This window comes from Streptomyces sp. NPDC091416, from assembly GCF_044756845.1.
Lineage (GTDB): Bacteria > Actinomycetota > Actinomycetes > Streptomycetales > Streptomycetaceae > Streptomyces.
The window spans coordinates 1-13,271 of record NZ_JBIVTU010000032.1 but is presented as its reverse complement, the minus strand read 5'-3'; the positions used below and the strand labels follow the sequence as shown (position 1 = coordinate 13,271).

Below are 13,271 nucleotides of genomic sequence, written 5' to 3'. Positions count from 1 at the left end.
GGCCAGCAGGCGGGACTGGTCCGAGCCGGTGCAGACACAGGCTCGGAGATATCGGCGGAACAAGGCGGCGGCCAGGCGTGGCTGGAGGCGTTCGTGGATCTGAGGGGGTATGCGCGTTGCTACGGGGTTTCTCCGGCGGGTTGAGTGGTTCCGGTGCCGGACTGCCGATCTGCGGGAGAGCGAGGCAATGTGCCGGCCGGAAGGTTGGCGCGGACAGAATGTGTATTCCATCGGTCAGGGCGCCGGGAGGCGGACACGTGCTGTGCGGGTCGCAGGTGCTGCCGCGTGTGCCGGCCGCTCGGGGGTGCGTGCGGCGTGATTCCGGGCCGTGAGGATCTGGTGGGATGCCGCGCTGCAGCGCGTCCGCTGTGAGCCCGAGGTCGGCGAATGCGTCGTGATCCTCCCCAGCAGTACCGGGGCCCCGGGATCTGGCGAACCAGGCGCTGACGACGATCTCTCGGATGAGTGGCAGCAGGCTCGAAGCCGGACCTGCGATCTCTGGCAGGATGCCGGCGACCTCCGTGTCGTCGGCGCGAGAGACGCCCGCTCGGCGAGCTGGGTCAGGTGCCGCAGTGCTGTGTCGCGCTCGCCGTCCGGCGTGATCAGGACGTTCAGGGTCGGATCGAGATGGACGTTGTGTCCGGCGGTGAGCAGGGCATGCGAGGTGGAGGTCGCCTTCAGGCGTTGCTGCTCGGCCGGCAGACCGTGGGGGAGACGGTGGTATCCCCTGCTGAGACCTGGAGCAAGCCTCCGGTCCGTTGCCGGATGTCGGCTGCCTGGTCGGTACCCCCGATGGCCACAACCAGTTCGGTACGGACGTCTTTCGTGATGTAGGTGTTCACGTTGAAGTCCGGCTCGGCAGGGTTTTCATCGCGTCCGCGAGGCCGCGGGCCGGGCTGCAGGGGAGGGCGGCTGTGCTGCTGGCATGATTGCCTTGGGCGCGGTCCGTCCCGACGGGTGCTGGAGGCCGGTGCCGATGCCCAGAGCTTCGAGCTGCGGGCCGACCGAGCGCAGCGCGTTGGCCTGCGCCAAGGTGTCGTCGCCGCTGAGGCGGTGGATCCCGGTCTGCTGGTCCTGGACGAAACCGTTGGCCACAAGAACAGTGGTGGCTGCTTCGCCGATGGGTGCGGTGGCGACACTGCCGTCCGGCTGCCACGTCAGGACGACCCGATCGGGCTGGGACGGCTGGACGCCACCGATAGCGTTGTGGCGGACCTGGGCCAGTGCCGTGTCGTAGCGGGCGAGAAGGTCGCCGGACACGGTCTCGGCGCTGAGGAACGGGTCGTCCGTCAGCGCGACGCCATTGGGGTCGCGTACTGCGCGGTATGCCTCGTCGGGGAGTGCGCGGGGACCGACGGCGGCGACGAGGAAGCCGTCGCGTGCGTCGTGCCGGTCGAGGACGACGAGCTGAGCGCCGTCCGGGCGGCTGAGGACGGCTGCCTGATCGAGTGGGTGCTCGGCGAGGGACTCAGCAACGAGATCCAGGTCCCAGATTCGGTCGCTGAGTTCAGCGAGGTAGTCCTTGTCCTCTGGCGGGTGGTAGGAGCTGGTCCATGTGCCGGGAAGCTCTCCGGCGAGGATGTCGGTGTATGAGGCGAGGCGCTCGGAGCGTTCGTAGTCGTGCATGGATTCCTTGGAGGTGGGGGTCAGCGGGGCAGTCTGGCGGAGAGCGGAGGCGGCGGAGCCGCAACCGGTCGTGGCGGGGGCGCGCAGGCGCACACGGCGGAGCGCTCGCGTTCGGTGGTGGGGACCTCCTGGGTGCAGGTGCTGCGGCCGGGGTGCGGGGCGTGCCAGTCCGGTCAGGTCCCGGTCATCCGGGTGCAGACGGACATCGAGATGGAGAATCGCCCGCCGGTCGTTACGGGGGCTGGCGGCGAACGGGTACTCCAGCAGGGCCTCTTCGATGTGGTCGGCCCACTGCAGCGACGTCCAGGTCCTCTGTTCGTCATCCGCGGTGAAGCGGTCCATACCGGGCCAGCGTGCGACGATCGTGCACGCTGGCAGACTCTCGTCCGGTGACAGGGGACGCGCCAGCGCTTCTTCGAGCGGGTCGTGCGGAGTGTGGGAGCGCTCGTGCAGGCGGGGGATCACCGGCCGCTCTGGACGTCAGCGATGTGGACGAGTTGACCCAGGGCGGTGGTGGTGTACCAGCCGCAGTCGATCAACTCGTCGCGGCCGGCGAACCGCGCGAGGAGCGCGTCCTCCATGGCCCGCAAGTAGATCAGGCAGTCCGGGCAGCGGCGTGAGAGGTGCACGAGATAGCGGGGGTGGGCGGTCACGTAGGACTGGGCCCCGCCGGTCGCATCATGCAGCCGCCAACCATCCTCGTCGGTCGGGGTATGCCAGGACGGAGCGACGACGCGCATCGAATCTCCCCACAGTTCACCGGCGGCGACCCCTTGGAGGACGACGACGGTGTCACCGGCCTGGAAATGCTGATGTGTGATATCTCGGTCGGGGGTGAGCGGGTCTGGTGTCGGCGCGAAGGCCGAGGTGGGCTGAGACATGCGGCTCCTTCCACACAATCGGTGGCGGGGTGGGAGGAACAATGGTCCGGAGGAACGCCGGTTTGGCTAACCGGCGTTTCCCGGCTATGTTCCCTTCGCCGTAGCGACCCTGTGGCCTGCGAACACCGCGTTGTCAGTGGTGGAAGATAGCGTTCCGTTTCATGACTACCGATGCCGCTCCCGCCGTGGACTGGCCCAGCCTGGGCCAGTCTTTTGCCGACTCCTACGCACAATTTGAAGCGAACGACTACCTGGGCTCGCAAGACGAGCAGAGGAACGGGACTGTCCCGGAACCTGCGGTGGTTGACGCTGAGGAGCCGGAGTGTGCCGACGAGCTTCGCCAAGCGTGGCTTCGCCCGGTCGAAAACCTGCGTAGCTTCTTCGCGCACGAGGCTGCGAACTTCACCCCGTGGCTTGCCCAACGTCTCCAACTGATAGCGAAAGCGGCACGGTTCGACAATCCGCTCACCCTCGTCGGCACTGAGCAAAGGATTGCCGGCTATCGGATCGATATTCTCGCCAAGACGCTGGTGGACGGTCACGAGCGTTTCGTCGTCGTGGAGAACCAGTTGGAGCGAACTGATGCCGATCATCTCGGTCGCCTCATCACCTGCGCCGCTGAAGTGAATGCGAGCCATGCCATATGGGTCACCACAGAGTTCAGGGACGACCATCTGAAGGTGATGGACGCCCTCCAACGCAACCACAAGGATTGCGCGTTCATACCTCTCGTCATCGACGGTGCGATCGTCGATGACAAGGGGTCGGCCAACTTCAAGTTGGTGACCCCGCCGACGTACTCAAGCCCGGAAGACCACCTGCGCGAGAAGCTGCAGGAATCACTCCGTAAGGCGCAAGAGGTACACCACACCCTGGAGCGGCTGGAGCGGCTGCTCTCTGCTCACCCGGACGTTGACTTCTCCCGATACCGCGGCATTGTCGAAGAGACTGGCTGGTGGAGCTACTTGGCGGACCAGCGTGGTGACCGGCTACTTGAACGGATCCCGGAGGAACGACGGAAGCGAGCGGTGTAGGCGGGTCCGAGGGGCTACGGGCGGGGAGACGGATCTGCCAGCAGCCGTTACCGGAAGGGATTCTCCGAGCCCACATCGTGTTCGGTCGCTGCGTCGAGGAGTTCGAGCAGGTCCCTGCCCTCTGCGTCCCGCTGGTCAATCCACCACCCAGCGCGTGTGATCGTGCGGGCCTTCTCCTCCAGCTCCGCCCAGTCCGCCTCGTCCCAGGACCCCTCGACGACCAGCGCGGCGTGCGCGGAGAGCATCAGCTGGTGGCGGGACCGCTCACCCCAGTCCAGGGCCCGCTCCGGGCCCTCCAGCTGCGGCATGTCGAACTTCGTCGCCCACTCGACGGCAGCCTGCTGCTCCTCAGCCCGCTTCGCGGCGAGCCACTCTTCCTTGGACTCGGTGTCGGCGTCGCGAGCTGCCTTCCAGCATTCGCTGCAGTCCTTGGCCGCGAGCCAGCGGGCAAAGCTGGCCCGCTTGTCGGGGGGACGCTTCGAAAGATCATGGGCGACCTGGTGGGAGCACGCGTGCTCGACGGTCCACTGCGTACGGACAGCCATAAAGGATCTCCTCAAGTAGGGGTAGGTGAAGCGGTGTTGGGGTGCTGGTCAGGGGTCTTTGTGTCAGTCAGAGACCGGGCGCCGTTTGTCGGCCGTGCCGGGAGAGGTGCCCGGCAGAGGCCAGGTGCGGACGCGTGATGAGCAGGACGTAGGTGGCCTGGAGTGCTTGGGGGTGGTCGTGGGGACGCTTTCGCCGTCTGTGTCGTCTCAGCGTGTCCTGCGGATGGCGTCTGTGGCTGCCGTGGCGATGGCGGCGGGAGCGCTGGAGGGCCGCGGAAGATGCAGCAAGGTGGTCCCCGGCAGGTGGTGGGACTCCGCGGTGAGGGTGAGCTGGAGTACGGCGCAGCCGGCGGTCGTGAGCTGCTTGACGCGGGTGACGGCCGCAGCGGTTTCGTCGCTGTCGTACCAGGCGTCGGTGACGATGACGAGGAGGCGGCCGGCGCCGGGGCGGGTGAGTTCGAGGCCGTGGTCGAGTGCGTCGATGGCGTCGCCGAGGTTGTGGCTGCCGCCGTTGGCATCGAACGTCGTCACGCGCTCTGGTGCTCGGTGGGTGGGTCGGGTCAGTGCGGTCAGGTGCTGGTCGTAGGCGATGGTGGCGGTAAGGGAGTCGGGGTCGGTCAGGGCTGCTGCGCGTGCCACGATCCAGGCGGCGGACGCCACGGGCGCGCAGGCGGCATGCATGGAGCCGGAGACGTCGACGGCGATCCCCACACGCAGCGGTGGGGTGGGGGAGTTCCGGCGGCGGGTCTGGGTGAACGGCTCTGCGGTGGGGACCGACCCGGCCGCGCGCTGGGCGTCGCGTGCGAGGGCTGCGCGCATGTTGAGGCGGCCGGGCGGGGTGGGGCTGGTGGTCCGCTCCTCGGTCCGCTCGCGGTAGGCGGCGGCACGCAGGGCGCGGCTCAGGCGCGCGGCGGCACTCTTCTCGGCGGCGGTGGGCCTGCGGGTGCCGGTGACCGGGTTGCCGGAGGGCGCAGGTGTGCCGTCGGGATCGACGGTGGTGCCACGGGCGTTGAAGACCGACTTGGCGGTGGCGGCGGCTTTGCGTCGCTGGCCGGCCCGCTGGGCGCGGTCCTGAGCTTGCGCCTTTGACTTCGCGGCCACGGCTTTGTCCGCTGCGTCCTGCGCCGCGTGGTCGGCCGCGTCGGTGGCTGCCGTGCTGTCCATGACGACCCCCACCGCGCCGGACAGCAGATCGGTGAGGTTCTCCGGCACGGGCAGGGCGGGGGCCGCCGCGTCCAGAACATCGCACCATTCTTTCCCGCGCGCGAGCATGGTCGTGGCGTCGTGGTCGGCGCACTGATGGGCTGCGGTCCAGATACGGGTGAGGGTGGCCAGCAAGTCTGCGCCCAGCACCTTCTCGCACAGCTCGGCGACGGCCCGGGTCTCGTTGGCGTCCAGGATGCCGACGTCACGGCGGCCGAGGATCAGGGCCGCCACGCCGGCGGCATGCTCGATGCCCTGGACGGTGGGGTGTGCGATGTCGGGCATGACCAGGGTTCGGGCACTGGTGCGCAGGTACGTGCGGTCCGTGGGCCGCGTGATCAGGTGTGCGCCTTCGACACGGCTCTCCTCCAGCAGGAGCGCGGCCTCGACGACACGGGGGTCCACTCCGCCAGGCTCCGTCCAGACGGAGTGGGCCGCGTGCGCGGCCTCGTGGACGAACACACCCCAGGCGGTCGGATACCGCTCCTCGTCGCCCACGATCCGCGGATGGATCTCATGGGGCTGGAGCGGAGCGAACAGGCCAGCGTCGAACTCGACCTCGCCCAGAGTAGGGAAGAACGCGGCCGGTGCGCCGCTGCGCGTGCCGGGGCGGCAGGTGACGAGGAGGTCCTGACGCCCGGAGAGGGCGACCAGCCGGTCGCCGAGTTCGGCTCCCACGCGCAGCCACGCGGCCGGGGAGGAACGGGGCTGCGCGGGCGGGGCGCCGTCGTCGTCCCAACGCGCGAGGTCGGCGTCGCCGTCCGGCGTGGTGGGGGTTGACTGGACGTGGTGGTGGGCGCTCATCGCGAGCGGCCCCGGTGCGCAGAGACGGTGCTGCCCGGTGGCTGCCGGGCGGCTGAGGCGGGGAGCTGCTTGCCGAGGGTGAGGGGCGCGATCTTTGTGACGCCGACAGTCTTGATGATCGCGGCGGCGACGGCGTCGCGATCCTCCACAGGGGCGATGCCGACGAGGTTCGCGAGCGCGGCCGTGGTGCCGAGGACGGCCTCGGTTTTCTGGTAGCTGAGCAGCTCTCGCAGTTGGGGGGCCCAGCCCAGCTCGCCGAGTTCGACTTGGCGGGCGAGGTGTCGGGCGACCCGGACGACCCGGGCATCGATTCTCAGCGCCTTGGCGAGGTCATAGTCCGTGCCGATCTGGATCTGCACGCTGAACCGGCTCGCGAGGGCCTCCGTCAACACCGCGCCGTGGACGCCGGGATTGTGGCCCGCCACCACGTAGAAGCCCGGCTCGGCCTTGATGGTCTCGCTCTTGTGGGCCTTGACCTGGATCTGCCTGCGCCCGTCCATGGCCGGGTACAGTGCCGCCAGGACCTTCGGTGAGATCAGGGTGGCATCGTCGATCAGCAGGGCGCGGCCCTCGGTCATCGCGGTGACCAGTGGCCCGTACTGAAAGACGTAGCCTCCGCTGTCGGCCTGCGTGTACTCACCGATCAGATCGCCGACCGTGGTGTCGCCGTCACCGGCGACGGTGAGCAGGTCCGGGAACGCCGCCTCCACCAAACTCGTCTTGCCGGTGCCCGGAGGGCCGTAGAGCAGCACCGGCACGTCGGCGTCGCGCAGCCGGTTCAGCGCCTCGACGTCGGGCAGATCGGCCAGCTCCCGGGGGTGGTAGAGCTGGCCCCCCGCGCGGCGGATCGGGCCGCTCTGCCTGGGCGTGGCCGCTGCGGGAATGGTCGTGCGGGCCGCAGCCGCCTGGGCGCGGGGAGCGTGGGTGCCCGGTGGGCTGATCACAGCGCTCTGCGCGGCTGCGGCGGTTCTCGCGTTCGCGCCGAACGACGGTTGTCCGGTTCCGCTTTGGTCGGCCTCGCCGCGTCGCACCAGGGTGAGGGCGGCATTGCGGACGGCGCCGTGGGAGTGGCCCAGCTGCCTGGCCATGTCCCCGATGGTGAGCGTGTCCGTCGGCCGGTCGGCCAGCAGTCGGGCCACCTTGGCCCGTAGTTCACCGCCCTTGGTGCGTGCCGCACGGGTGCGCGTTCCGGGTGTGGTCAAGACGAGGCCCCTTCAACAGGCGCGGGTACGGGCGGGGTTGGCGATGCGCTGGAGAGGCTGACCGCTCTCGGAGGGGGTCCCGGACTGTGCCGACATCGGCGACCGGGCCAACCGGGGCGTACTGCCGGCGCTCACCGGCTGGCCGAGGGCTCGGTCCAGGGGCACGGGGTGGCCGGCGACGAGCAGGTCGCTGGCTGCCGAGCAGGTCCGTGCGTCTGCTCCGTACCGGGTTCCGTCGCTCGGCAGGCGCAGACTGGTGTCTCTTCGAAGCCGTCCTGGAGCAGGATCCGCCGGGCGGCGGCGTTGTAGCCGGTGGTGGTGATCTCGCCAGTGATGGTGTGCCGGATCGTCATGAACGGCTCTGCTGATGTTTCGGGCAAGGCGGATCTCCTATCGGTGGTGGCGTGAACGCGGTGGGGTGTCGGGCGAAGGCGAGGACGTGGCCCTGGTGGGGGTGCGTGAGGAGCAGGACGGCGAGAGCGAAGGCGGCACCGGACGCTGGGAGCGCGGCGAGGGCGAGCGCGTGATCGGCGAGGCGTCCGGCGAGCGCGGTGCCGGCCGCCTGCCCGACGCCGATCGAGCAGATCAGCCACGCGTATGCCTCGCTGGTCCGGCCCGTGGGCGTGAGGGCATCGGTGGTGACATACGCGCAGGCGACGACCACAGTGAGGAAAGCACCGGGCAGAGCGACCGCTGCAGTGGCCGCGTAAGGGTCGTGTACCGCGAGCAGCACCAGCCATCCACCGAGAAACGCAGCGCTGCAGAAGATGAGCTGGCGTGGGGTGGAGCCGGGCCAGGTCCGGCAGCCGTAGACCAGGCCGCCGAGGAAACTGCCGGAGGAGAACGCGGCGGGCAGCAGCCCCGAGAGCATCTGCCGCCCGTGGGCGTCGGACAAGGCGACGGCGAGAACGTTCAGGGCCCCGATCGCGCATCCGACACCGGCCAGCGCGACGAACAGTGACGCGAGCTGCGGGCCGGCCAACCGGCCTCTCGGACGTGTGCCGCTGGTCGTCGGCGCGGGGCGCCAACGGCGGGATGGCGGCGCGGTTGCAACGACGAGGGTGCCGGCGAGACCGAGGGCGGCGGTGACAGCGAGCGCAGTAGCCGGGCTGTGAATGGAGGCGAGGGCGGCGGCGAGGAGAGGGCCGATGATGTACAGCAGACCTTGTGTGCCTGTGTCCAGGGCGAGAGCGGCGTGCCGAAGTCGCAGGTCGGGCAGGGTGCTGGGCCACAGTGAGCGCAGCCCGGCTTCCAGCGGCGGAGCGGTCGATCCTGCGGCTACGACGATGGTTGTGGCGAGTGCCGTTCCGCCGTGGGGCGCGGCGAGCGGCAGAGCGATCAGCAGGCTGGAGTTGAGGGCTGCGGCCGGCAGGTGCACGGCAGCTTGCCCGTAGCGGTCCATCAAGCGTCCCTTGACTGGCTGAGACAGCGCGGAGGCTAGTCCGTACAGGGCGGAGAGCAGGCCGCCGAGGGCGAGACCGCGGTCGGCCGAGAGGGTCCACAGGACGATGGCCATTGGTGCCATGCCGTTGGGCAGTCGGCCGATGAGGGTGCCGCCCAGGAGGCGGGCGACGTATGGGCTGCCCAGTACCACGCCGTAGATGATGCGCGGTGGTGTGCCAGTTGCAGCGGTAGGGGACAACGCGAGCTTTCTGGGAACAGGGCTGCTATGGGCGGCGCGCGGTTGCTGTGGTGCGCTTTGGCGGCGCAGGTGGGGGCGTCGTCTCCAGGGCAGGCCGCGGGCGGATACGGGGCGGCTTCGGAATGCGGTGGGGCGGCAGGACCGCGACGGTCGCGCCGAGGTCATGTGCGGCGTCCTGGACCTCACGGGCGAGGAATTCGAGCTGTCGGCCGAGCGAGTCGAGCCGGGCGCCGAGACGCTGCCCCTGAACGGACTCCAGGGCGTGGGAGAACATGGCTGCTTCGTTCAGTAGCTGATGCAGGCGTGTCATGGGGCCGCAGTCGCGTCCCTGGTCGGTGGCGTGGAGCAGGGCCTCGGACACGTCGCCCGCGCAGTGAGCCTCGGTGACGTCGCGGAGTAGCTCCTGCACGGGTATCTCCTCAGCCATGTCGGGCCGGTCGAACCGGGACGAGCCCTCAGCCCGGAGAACGCCGGGCGGAACCGGCCGGGGGAGTGCCTTGCCGGCGACATACTCGTTGTCGTACCGGCCGATGACGCTCCACCCTGGCGCATTCGGATCCCCGGTCAGGGCAACGACCTCGGAGGTGTCCTCCTCGACCAGGTAGGCGAGGGTGATGCGCCGGCCGTCTGCCGCGTACCAGGACTCGATCAGATCCAACGCCCCTTGGCTCTGCGCCAACTGGGCCCTGTCCTTCCACTCCCGAGCCTCTTCGGGCGTGAATTCTGGTCCGGGCTGGTGGTGCAGGTCAGCGAGATAAGCGGCGATGGCGCCGTTTTCTGCCCAGTGAGCGAGGTGCGGCCACACCGTCTGCGTCTCATGCTCGGCGGCTCGCAGGATCTCCAGGTGCGATGTGGCGAGAGAGTCGAGCATGTCGCGCCAAGCCTGGGTGTGCGCGGTGGGCTGCATCGCGTCGAGGGCGCTCCGGGCCGCCTTCAGCAGCGGGACTGCGGATTCGGCGAGGTCGAGACGGTATCCGTCGAGAGCTGACCGGGTACGGCGGGTGCGGATCGCGGCTGCTTCCTGGGGGCGGAGCGTGCGTCCGTGGCGGTCGCGGACGGCGTCCAGGGCCGTCTCGGTCTCCCGGTCCAGGTGTGCCATTCGTACCCGGAAGTCACCGCACTTGGCGCCGAGTTCGTGGATGTGCTGCAGGTCGGGGAGGGGAGGGATCAGTGTCTCCTGGCTGGGGTCAGCGGATTGTTGCTCGGGTCGGGCGTGCCTGGGCGGCCATAGCGGGCGGGCGTGCCGGCCCCGAGAGCCGGGCGGGCGGGGCGAGGCGCGTATCCAGGCTCGGGTCCAGGCGTACGGGGTGGCGCGTGGTGGCCAGCATCTGTGCGGCCCAGGTCGCCTGTTCGTTCTCCCAGCTGCGTTCCATGTCGAGGGGGAGTCGGATCGAGCGGCCGTTCAGCGACGGTACGGAGAGGAAGCCGGCTCGCAGCAGGATGTGTCCGGCGAAGGCATCGAAGGCGCCGTCGACCTCGACGTGGCCATCCTTCGCTCGGGCGATGCGGATCGGCTTCTGGGAGGGGCTCATCGGCCGTGTCCGGCAGTAGCCGGCGCGAGGTGGACGGTGGGCGCGTAGGCGGGCTTCGGCGGGACCGGGCGCCCGAAGGGCGGCGAGGTTGTCGGAGCGGCACTGCGCTGTGGTGATCGACTGGAGGCAGCCTGGGCGATCCGGCTACGGCGCTCGCTGAGTCCGTTCAGCCGGCCCGGGGGGTTGGCAGGGGCGTAGGCGATGTCGGTGTCGATGTGTATGGCGTAGCCCTGCGCGCGCAGGGACTGGGCGGCCTGGCGGGTTCGGCGCTGACCGTCGCGTTCGGGCTCGGTGAGCTGGTACAGGCCCGGCTCACCTGGCACGGCTTCGAACTGGACTCGGGTGAGGAACCAGTCGGCGAGGTGAGCAGGAAGCGAGGAGTTGAAGCCGGCGACGTACCCATGCTGGGGGTGGCTGCCGAATACGAAGTGGATGTCGGGGTCCAAAAAAGAAGAGTCTCCTTCAGGTAGGGGTGCCGTGGGTCAGCGGCGAGGGCCGGGGGCGGTTCGGGCCGGTGCGGGCGGAACGGCACGCGGGGAGGCTATGGACCGGTCCGTCTCGGTGGCGGGCGGCTCACTGTTGGGCACGGAGCGGCGAGCCACGTCGATGAGGCTCTCGCCGCCTTCGGTGAGCCACCAGGTCACCTGATCGGTGCAACGGGCGGCTGCGGTCTCGGTGCCGGCACCGAGACCCGCGGCGATGACGTCCTCCACCCTCTGGAGGACAGCAGCCTTGCGCTCGTTCAGCGCGGCCAAGGCGCGCACCGCAGCGGTGACCTTCGGTGCCGTTGTAGTGAAGCGGTGGTAGGCGTCGAGGAGCTTCTTCGGCGCTGGCTCGGGGACTGCACCCGACTCGTAGGTCTGGCGTTCCCGGTCCAGTTCCTCTGCAAGGGAGTTGACCTGGCAGTGGAGCACGGCCCGGGTATAGGCAGGCAGCAGACGGGAGTTGATCTGCCAGGCGGCGGAGGACGGCGTCGGCTGTACGGTCACGCTTGCGGGTGGGGCGACAAGCTCGTCGGGGTGCAGATTGCCGGGGTGGAGCGCGCCGACGTGATACAGGTCGCGCTTCGGGTCGTGGATGACGGCCAGTTCGGCCCCGTCGTCACGCCGGAGCACGGCCGCCCACCGCACACGACGCTGCTCCAGCGTCGCGGTCATCGACGGGCTCCACATGCAGGCGGCAAGGTCTCCCTGCCACAGGTGCATCGCGTAGCTCTCGACCTCGACGCTCCACTGGCCCGGCAGGTGATCGACCAGGTCGCGTGCGAAGTCGCCGATGTAGGTTTCGCTGCTCGGTGTGATCTTGGTCTGGGTGATCCGGGCGACGACATCGAGAGTGAGCAGGACCTCGCGGGTGCGGTCGAGATCTGTCAGTGGGATGGCGCGGTTGCCGTCGCCGGACTTCTCGAATCCTGCGGTGTCCAGTGTGGTGTGCGCCCAGCGCCAGTTGTCGCCGTCGACGAGAGCGACGACGCCGTCGCGGGGACTGACGAACAGGGTGATTTCACAGGAGGGCTGGTCGGCGGCGCCGCCGCCCGACGCGCTGCTACCTGGAGTGGCCAGTCGGGCGAGCTCGGTGAGGTCCACTCGGTGCCTCCTTCGACGGCGATGTGCGGCGTGCCTCTGGGGCGGTAGAGGTGGGAGCTGTCTGCGGTGTTGCGGGTGGGCGGGCCGATGCAGAGGTGTTCCAGGCGGAGGGGTTACTGAAGTCGGTGCAGGGGTCGGTGTCCCAGTTGAAGACGGTGCCGGATGGTGCGTACTGCACGGGGATCACTTCAATGCCCTGCGGGCGCAGGAGGTATCCCCAGGCCATGTCCTGGTCTGCGGCGGTCGTCTCGGTGACCGTCATGCGTACCGGCGGCGAGCCGTCGAGGGTCTTGAGGTTGTCGAGTGTGCGGCTGGGCCACGCGGCCCCTCCGGTAAGGGCGGCGATGGTCTCGGGCGGGGCTCCGTCGAGGAGGTCGGAGCCCAGTTCCTCCCAGCCGACGGCAACGTCGTCCACGAGGTGCTGCGTCATGGCGTCCAGGTCCCGGCCGAAGCGGAACTGGAATGAGGCGAGAAGCAGGGGGAGTTTCGAGTCGGGTTCGCCGTCGAGGTGGATGTAGATACCGGTGTACCCGGGCGGGGTGGGGCGGGCGATGAAGGAACGGGTCGACAGGTGAAGCCTCCAAGGGCGTGCGCTAGCGGCGGGGCGTAGGGCCGGCGGGTGGGGGAACGAGCGGGGCCGGGGACGGGATCGGGGGTGCTTTCGAGGGAGGCCGCGGTGCGGGGTCGTACTCGTCGCGTAGGATGGCGAGGTCGGCCTCGTCGGCGAGGGCGAGCACGGACAGGCTGCGGCTGGCCGCTTCCAGCAGCATCTTGCGCGGAGTCTCCTCCCGGTTGCGGTCACCCCATCGCGCGATGGCCACGAGAATGTCGCTCACCGCGTTCAGCGCGGGCTCGGCGGCTTCCAGAAGGTGCTGGGTGACAGCGCTGACCTCGGCGGGGGTCTGTGCCGCGGCGAGCGCCGCGAGATACGGGGCCGCCTCCGGTGCCGCCATCGGATCCGAGGGCAGCGGGTGCTCGTCGAGGAAGGGTTCGGCATCGCGGTGGGCCCAGCGCATCAGGTCGTCACGGGTGGCGATCCCGAAGTGTGCGGCTGCGATCTGCTCACTGGTCCGGCCGACGTTGTCGTACAGCTCGAAGTCGGGGTGCTGCACAGAAGCCTCCTAGGGCGTGTATCGAATGTGCTGGTCACAGCCACTCGTTGATGGCCGCCACGAGGACGGTCGCCTCGTAGCGGACCGCGAGTTTGTCGTATCTC

General features: G+C 69.5%; 14 protein-coding genes. 1 reads left to right on the top strand and 13 read right to left on the bottom strand.

The window, feature by feature from the left end; genetic code table 11:
- Nucleotides 1-867 precede the first annotated feature (867 nt).
- Both ACIQMX_RS41205 and ACIQMX_RS41200 read right to left on the bottom strand, forming a co-directional pair.
- A complete protein-coding gene (locus ACIQMX_RS41205; protein ID WP_402486597.1) occupies nt 868-1,626 on the bottom strand; it encodes a hypothetical protein in 759 nt (252 codons plus the stop codon).
- 461 nt (nt 1,627-2,087) lie between these two features.
- Nucleotides 2,088-2,507 (bottom strand): hypothetical protein, encoded by a 420-nt coding sequence (locus ACIQMX_RS41200; RefSeq protein ID WP_402486529.1) that lies wholly within the window; start codon nt 2,505-2,507, stop codon nt 2,088-2,090.
- Between the two features lie 161 nt (nt 2,508-2,668).
- Between ACIQMX_RS41200 and ACIQMX_RS41195 the strand changes: the two genes are divergently transcribed.
- Complete coding sequence (locus ACIQMX_RS41195) at nt 2,669-3,541, top strand: hypothetical protein (RefSeq protein ID WP_402486527.1); 873 nt, start codon at nt 2,669-2,671, stop codon at nt 3,539-3,541.
- A gap of 47 nt (nt 3,542-3,588) precedes the next feature.
- Here ACIQMX_RS41195 and ACIQMX_RS41190 read toward each other — a convergent pair whose 3' ends face one another.
- From ACIQMX_RS41190 to ACIQMX_RS41140, 11 genes are all read right to left on the bottom strand, one after another.
- Nucleotides 3,589-4,086: a hypothetical protein gene (locus ACIQMX_RS41190; protein ID WP_402486524.1), complete on the bottom strand. Its 498-nt coding sequence runs from the start codon at nt 4,084-4,086 to the stop codon at nt 3,589-3,591.
- A gap of 207 nt (nt 4,087-4,293) precedes the next feature.
- Complete coding sequence (locus ACIQMX_RS41185; protein WP_402486521.1) at nt 4,294-6,093, bottom strand: VWA domain-containing protein; 1,800 nt, start codon at nt 6,091-6,093, stop codon at nt 4,294-4,296.
- Nucleotides 6,090-7,232 carry an AAA family ATPase gene (locus ACIQMX_RS41180; RefSeq protein ID WP_402486594.1) on the bottom strand — a complete coding sequence of 381 codons (1,143 nt, stop codon included), beginning with the start codon at nt 7,230-7,232 and terminating at the stop codon, nt 6,090-6,092. Before ACIQMX_RS41180 ends, ACIQMX_RS41185 begins: the two co-directional genes overlap by 4 nt.
- Nucleotides 7,233-7,426: 194 nt before the next feature.
- Nucleotides 7,427-7,648, bottom strand: coding sequence for a hypothetical protein (locus ACIQMX_RS41175; protein ID WP_402486518.1), 222 nt, complete (start codon nt 7,646-7,648; stop codon nt 7,427-7,429).
- Nucleotides 7,645-8,889: an MFS transporter gene (locus ACIQMX_RS41170; protein ID WP_402486516.1), complete on the bottom strand. Its 1,245-nt coding sequence runs from the start codon at nt 8,887-8,889 to the stop codon at nt 7,645-7,647. Before ACIQMX_RS41170 ends, ACIQMX_RS41175 begins: the two co-directional genes overlap by 4 nt.
- 73 nt (nt 8,890-8,962) lie before the next feature.
- Nucleotides 8,963-10,036, bottom strand: a complete 1,074-nt coding sequence (locus ACIQMX_RS41165) for a hypothetical protein (protein WP_402486513.1) — start codon at nt 10,034-10,036, stop codon at nt 8,963-8,965.
- 88 nt (nt 10,037-10,124) lie between these two features.
- Nucleotides 10,125-10,469: a hypothetical protein gene (locus ACIQMX_RS41160; RefSeq protein ID WP_402486510.1), complete on the bottom strand. Its 345-nt coding sequence runs from the start codon at nt 10,467-10,469 to the stop codon at nt 10,125-10,127.
- Nucleotides 10,466-10,915 (bottom strand): hypothetical protein, encoded by a 450-nt coding sequence (locus ACIQMX_RS41155; protein WP_402486508.1) that lies wholly within the window; start codon nt 10,913-10,915, stop codon nt 10,466-10,468. Before ACIQMX_RS41155 ends, ACIQMX_RS41160 begins: the two co-directional genes overlap by 4 nt.
- A gap of 36 nt (nt 10,916-10,951) precedes the next feature.
- Entirely contained in the window at nt 10,952-12,055 is a 1,104-nt protein-coding gene (locus ACIQMX_RS41150; protein WP_402486505.1) for a hypothetical protein, read from the bottom strand.
- Nucleotides 12,015-12,485 carry a hypothetical protein gene (locus tag ACIQMX_RS41145; protein WP_402486502.1) on the bottom strand — a complete coding sequence of 157 codons (471 nt, stop codon included), beginning with the start codon at nt 12,483-12,485 and terminating at the stop codon, nt 12,015-12,017. The genes ACIQMX_RS41150 and ACIQMX_RS41145 overlap by 41 nt, the downstream gene beginning before the upstream one ends.
- A gap of 163 nt (nt 12,486-12,648) precedes the next feature.
- Nucleotides 12,649-13,167: a hypothetical protein gene (locus ACIQMX_RS41140; RefSeq protein ID WP_402486500.1), complete on the bottom strand. Its 519-nt coding sequence runs from the start codon at nt 13,165-13,167 to the stop codon at nt 12,649-12,651.
- Nucleotides 13,168-13,271: the final 104 nt, after the last annotated feature.

Bases quoted from the DNA above. Each gene is read 5' to 3' on its own strand.
- ACIQMX_RS41205 (WP_402486597.1), bottom strand. From the start codon at position 1,626: ATGCACGACTACGAACGCTCCGAGCGCCTCGCCTCATACACCGACATC.
- ACIQMX_RS41200 (WP_402486529.1), bottom strand. From the start codon at position 2,507: ATGTCTCAGCCCACCTCGGCCTTCGCGCCGACACCAGACCCGCTCACC.
- ACIQMX_RS41195 (WP_402486527.1), top strand. From the start codon at position 2,669: ATGACTACCGATGCCGCTCCCGCCGTGGACTGGCCCAGCCTGGGCCAG.
- ACIQMX_RS41190 (WP_402486524.1), bottom strand. From the start codon at position 4,086: ATGGCTGTCCGTACGCAGTGGACCGTCGAGCACGCGTGCTCCCACCAG.
- ACIQMX_RS41185 (WP_402486521.1), bottom strand. From the start codon at position 6,093: ATGAGCGCCCACCACCACGTCCAGTCAACCCCCACCACGCCGGACGGC.
- ACIQMX_RS41175 (WP_402486518.1), bottom strand. From the start codon at position 7,648: ATGACGATCCGGCACACCATCACTGGCGAGATCACCACCACCGGCTAC.
- ACIQMX_RS41165 (WP_402486513.1), bottom strand. From the start codon at position 10,036: ATGGCACACCTGGACCGGGAGACCGAGACGGCCCTGGACGCCGTCCGC.
- ACIQMX_RS41160 (WP_402486510.1), bottom strand. From the start codon at position 10,469: ATGAGCCCCTCCCAGAAGCCGATCCGCATCGCCCGAGCGAAGGATGGC.
- ACIQMX_RS41145 (WP_402486502.1), bottom strand. From the start codon at position 12,485: ATGACGCAGCACCTCGTGGACGACGTTGCCGTCGGCTGGGAGGAACTG.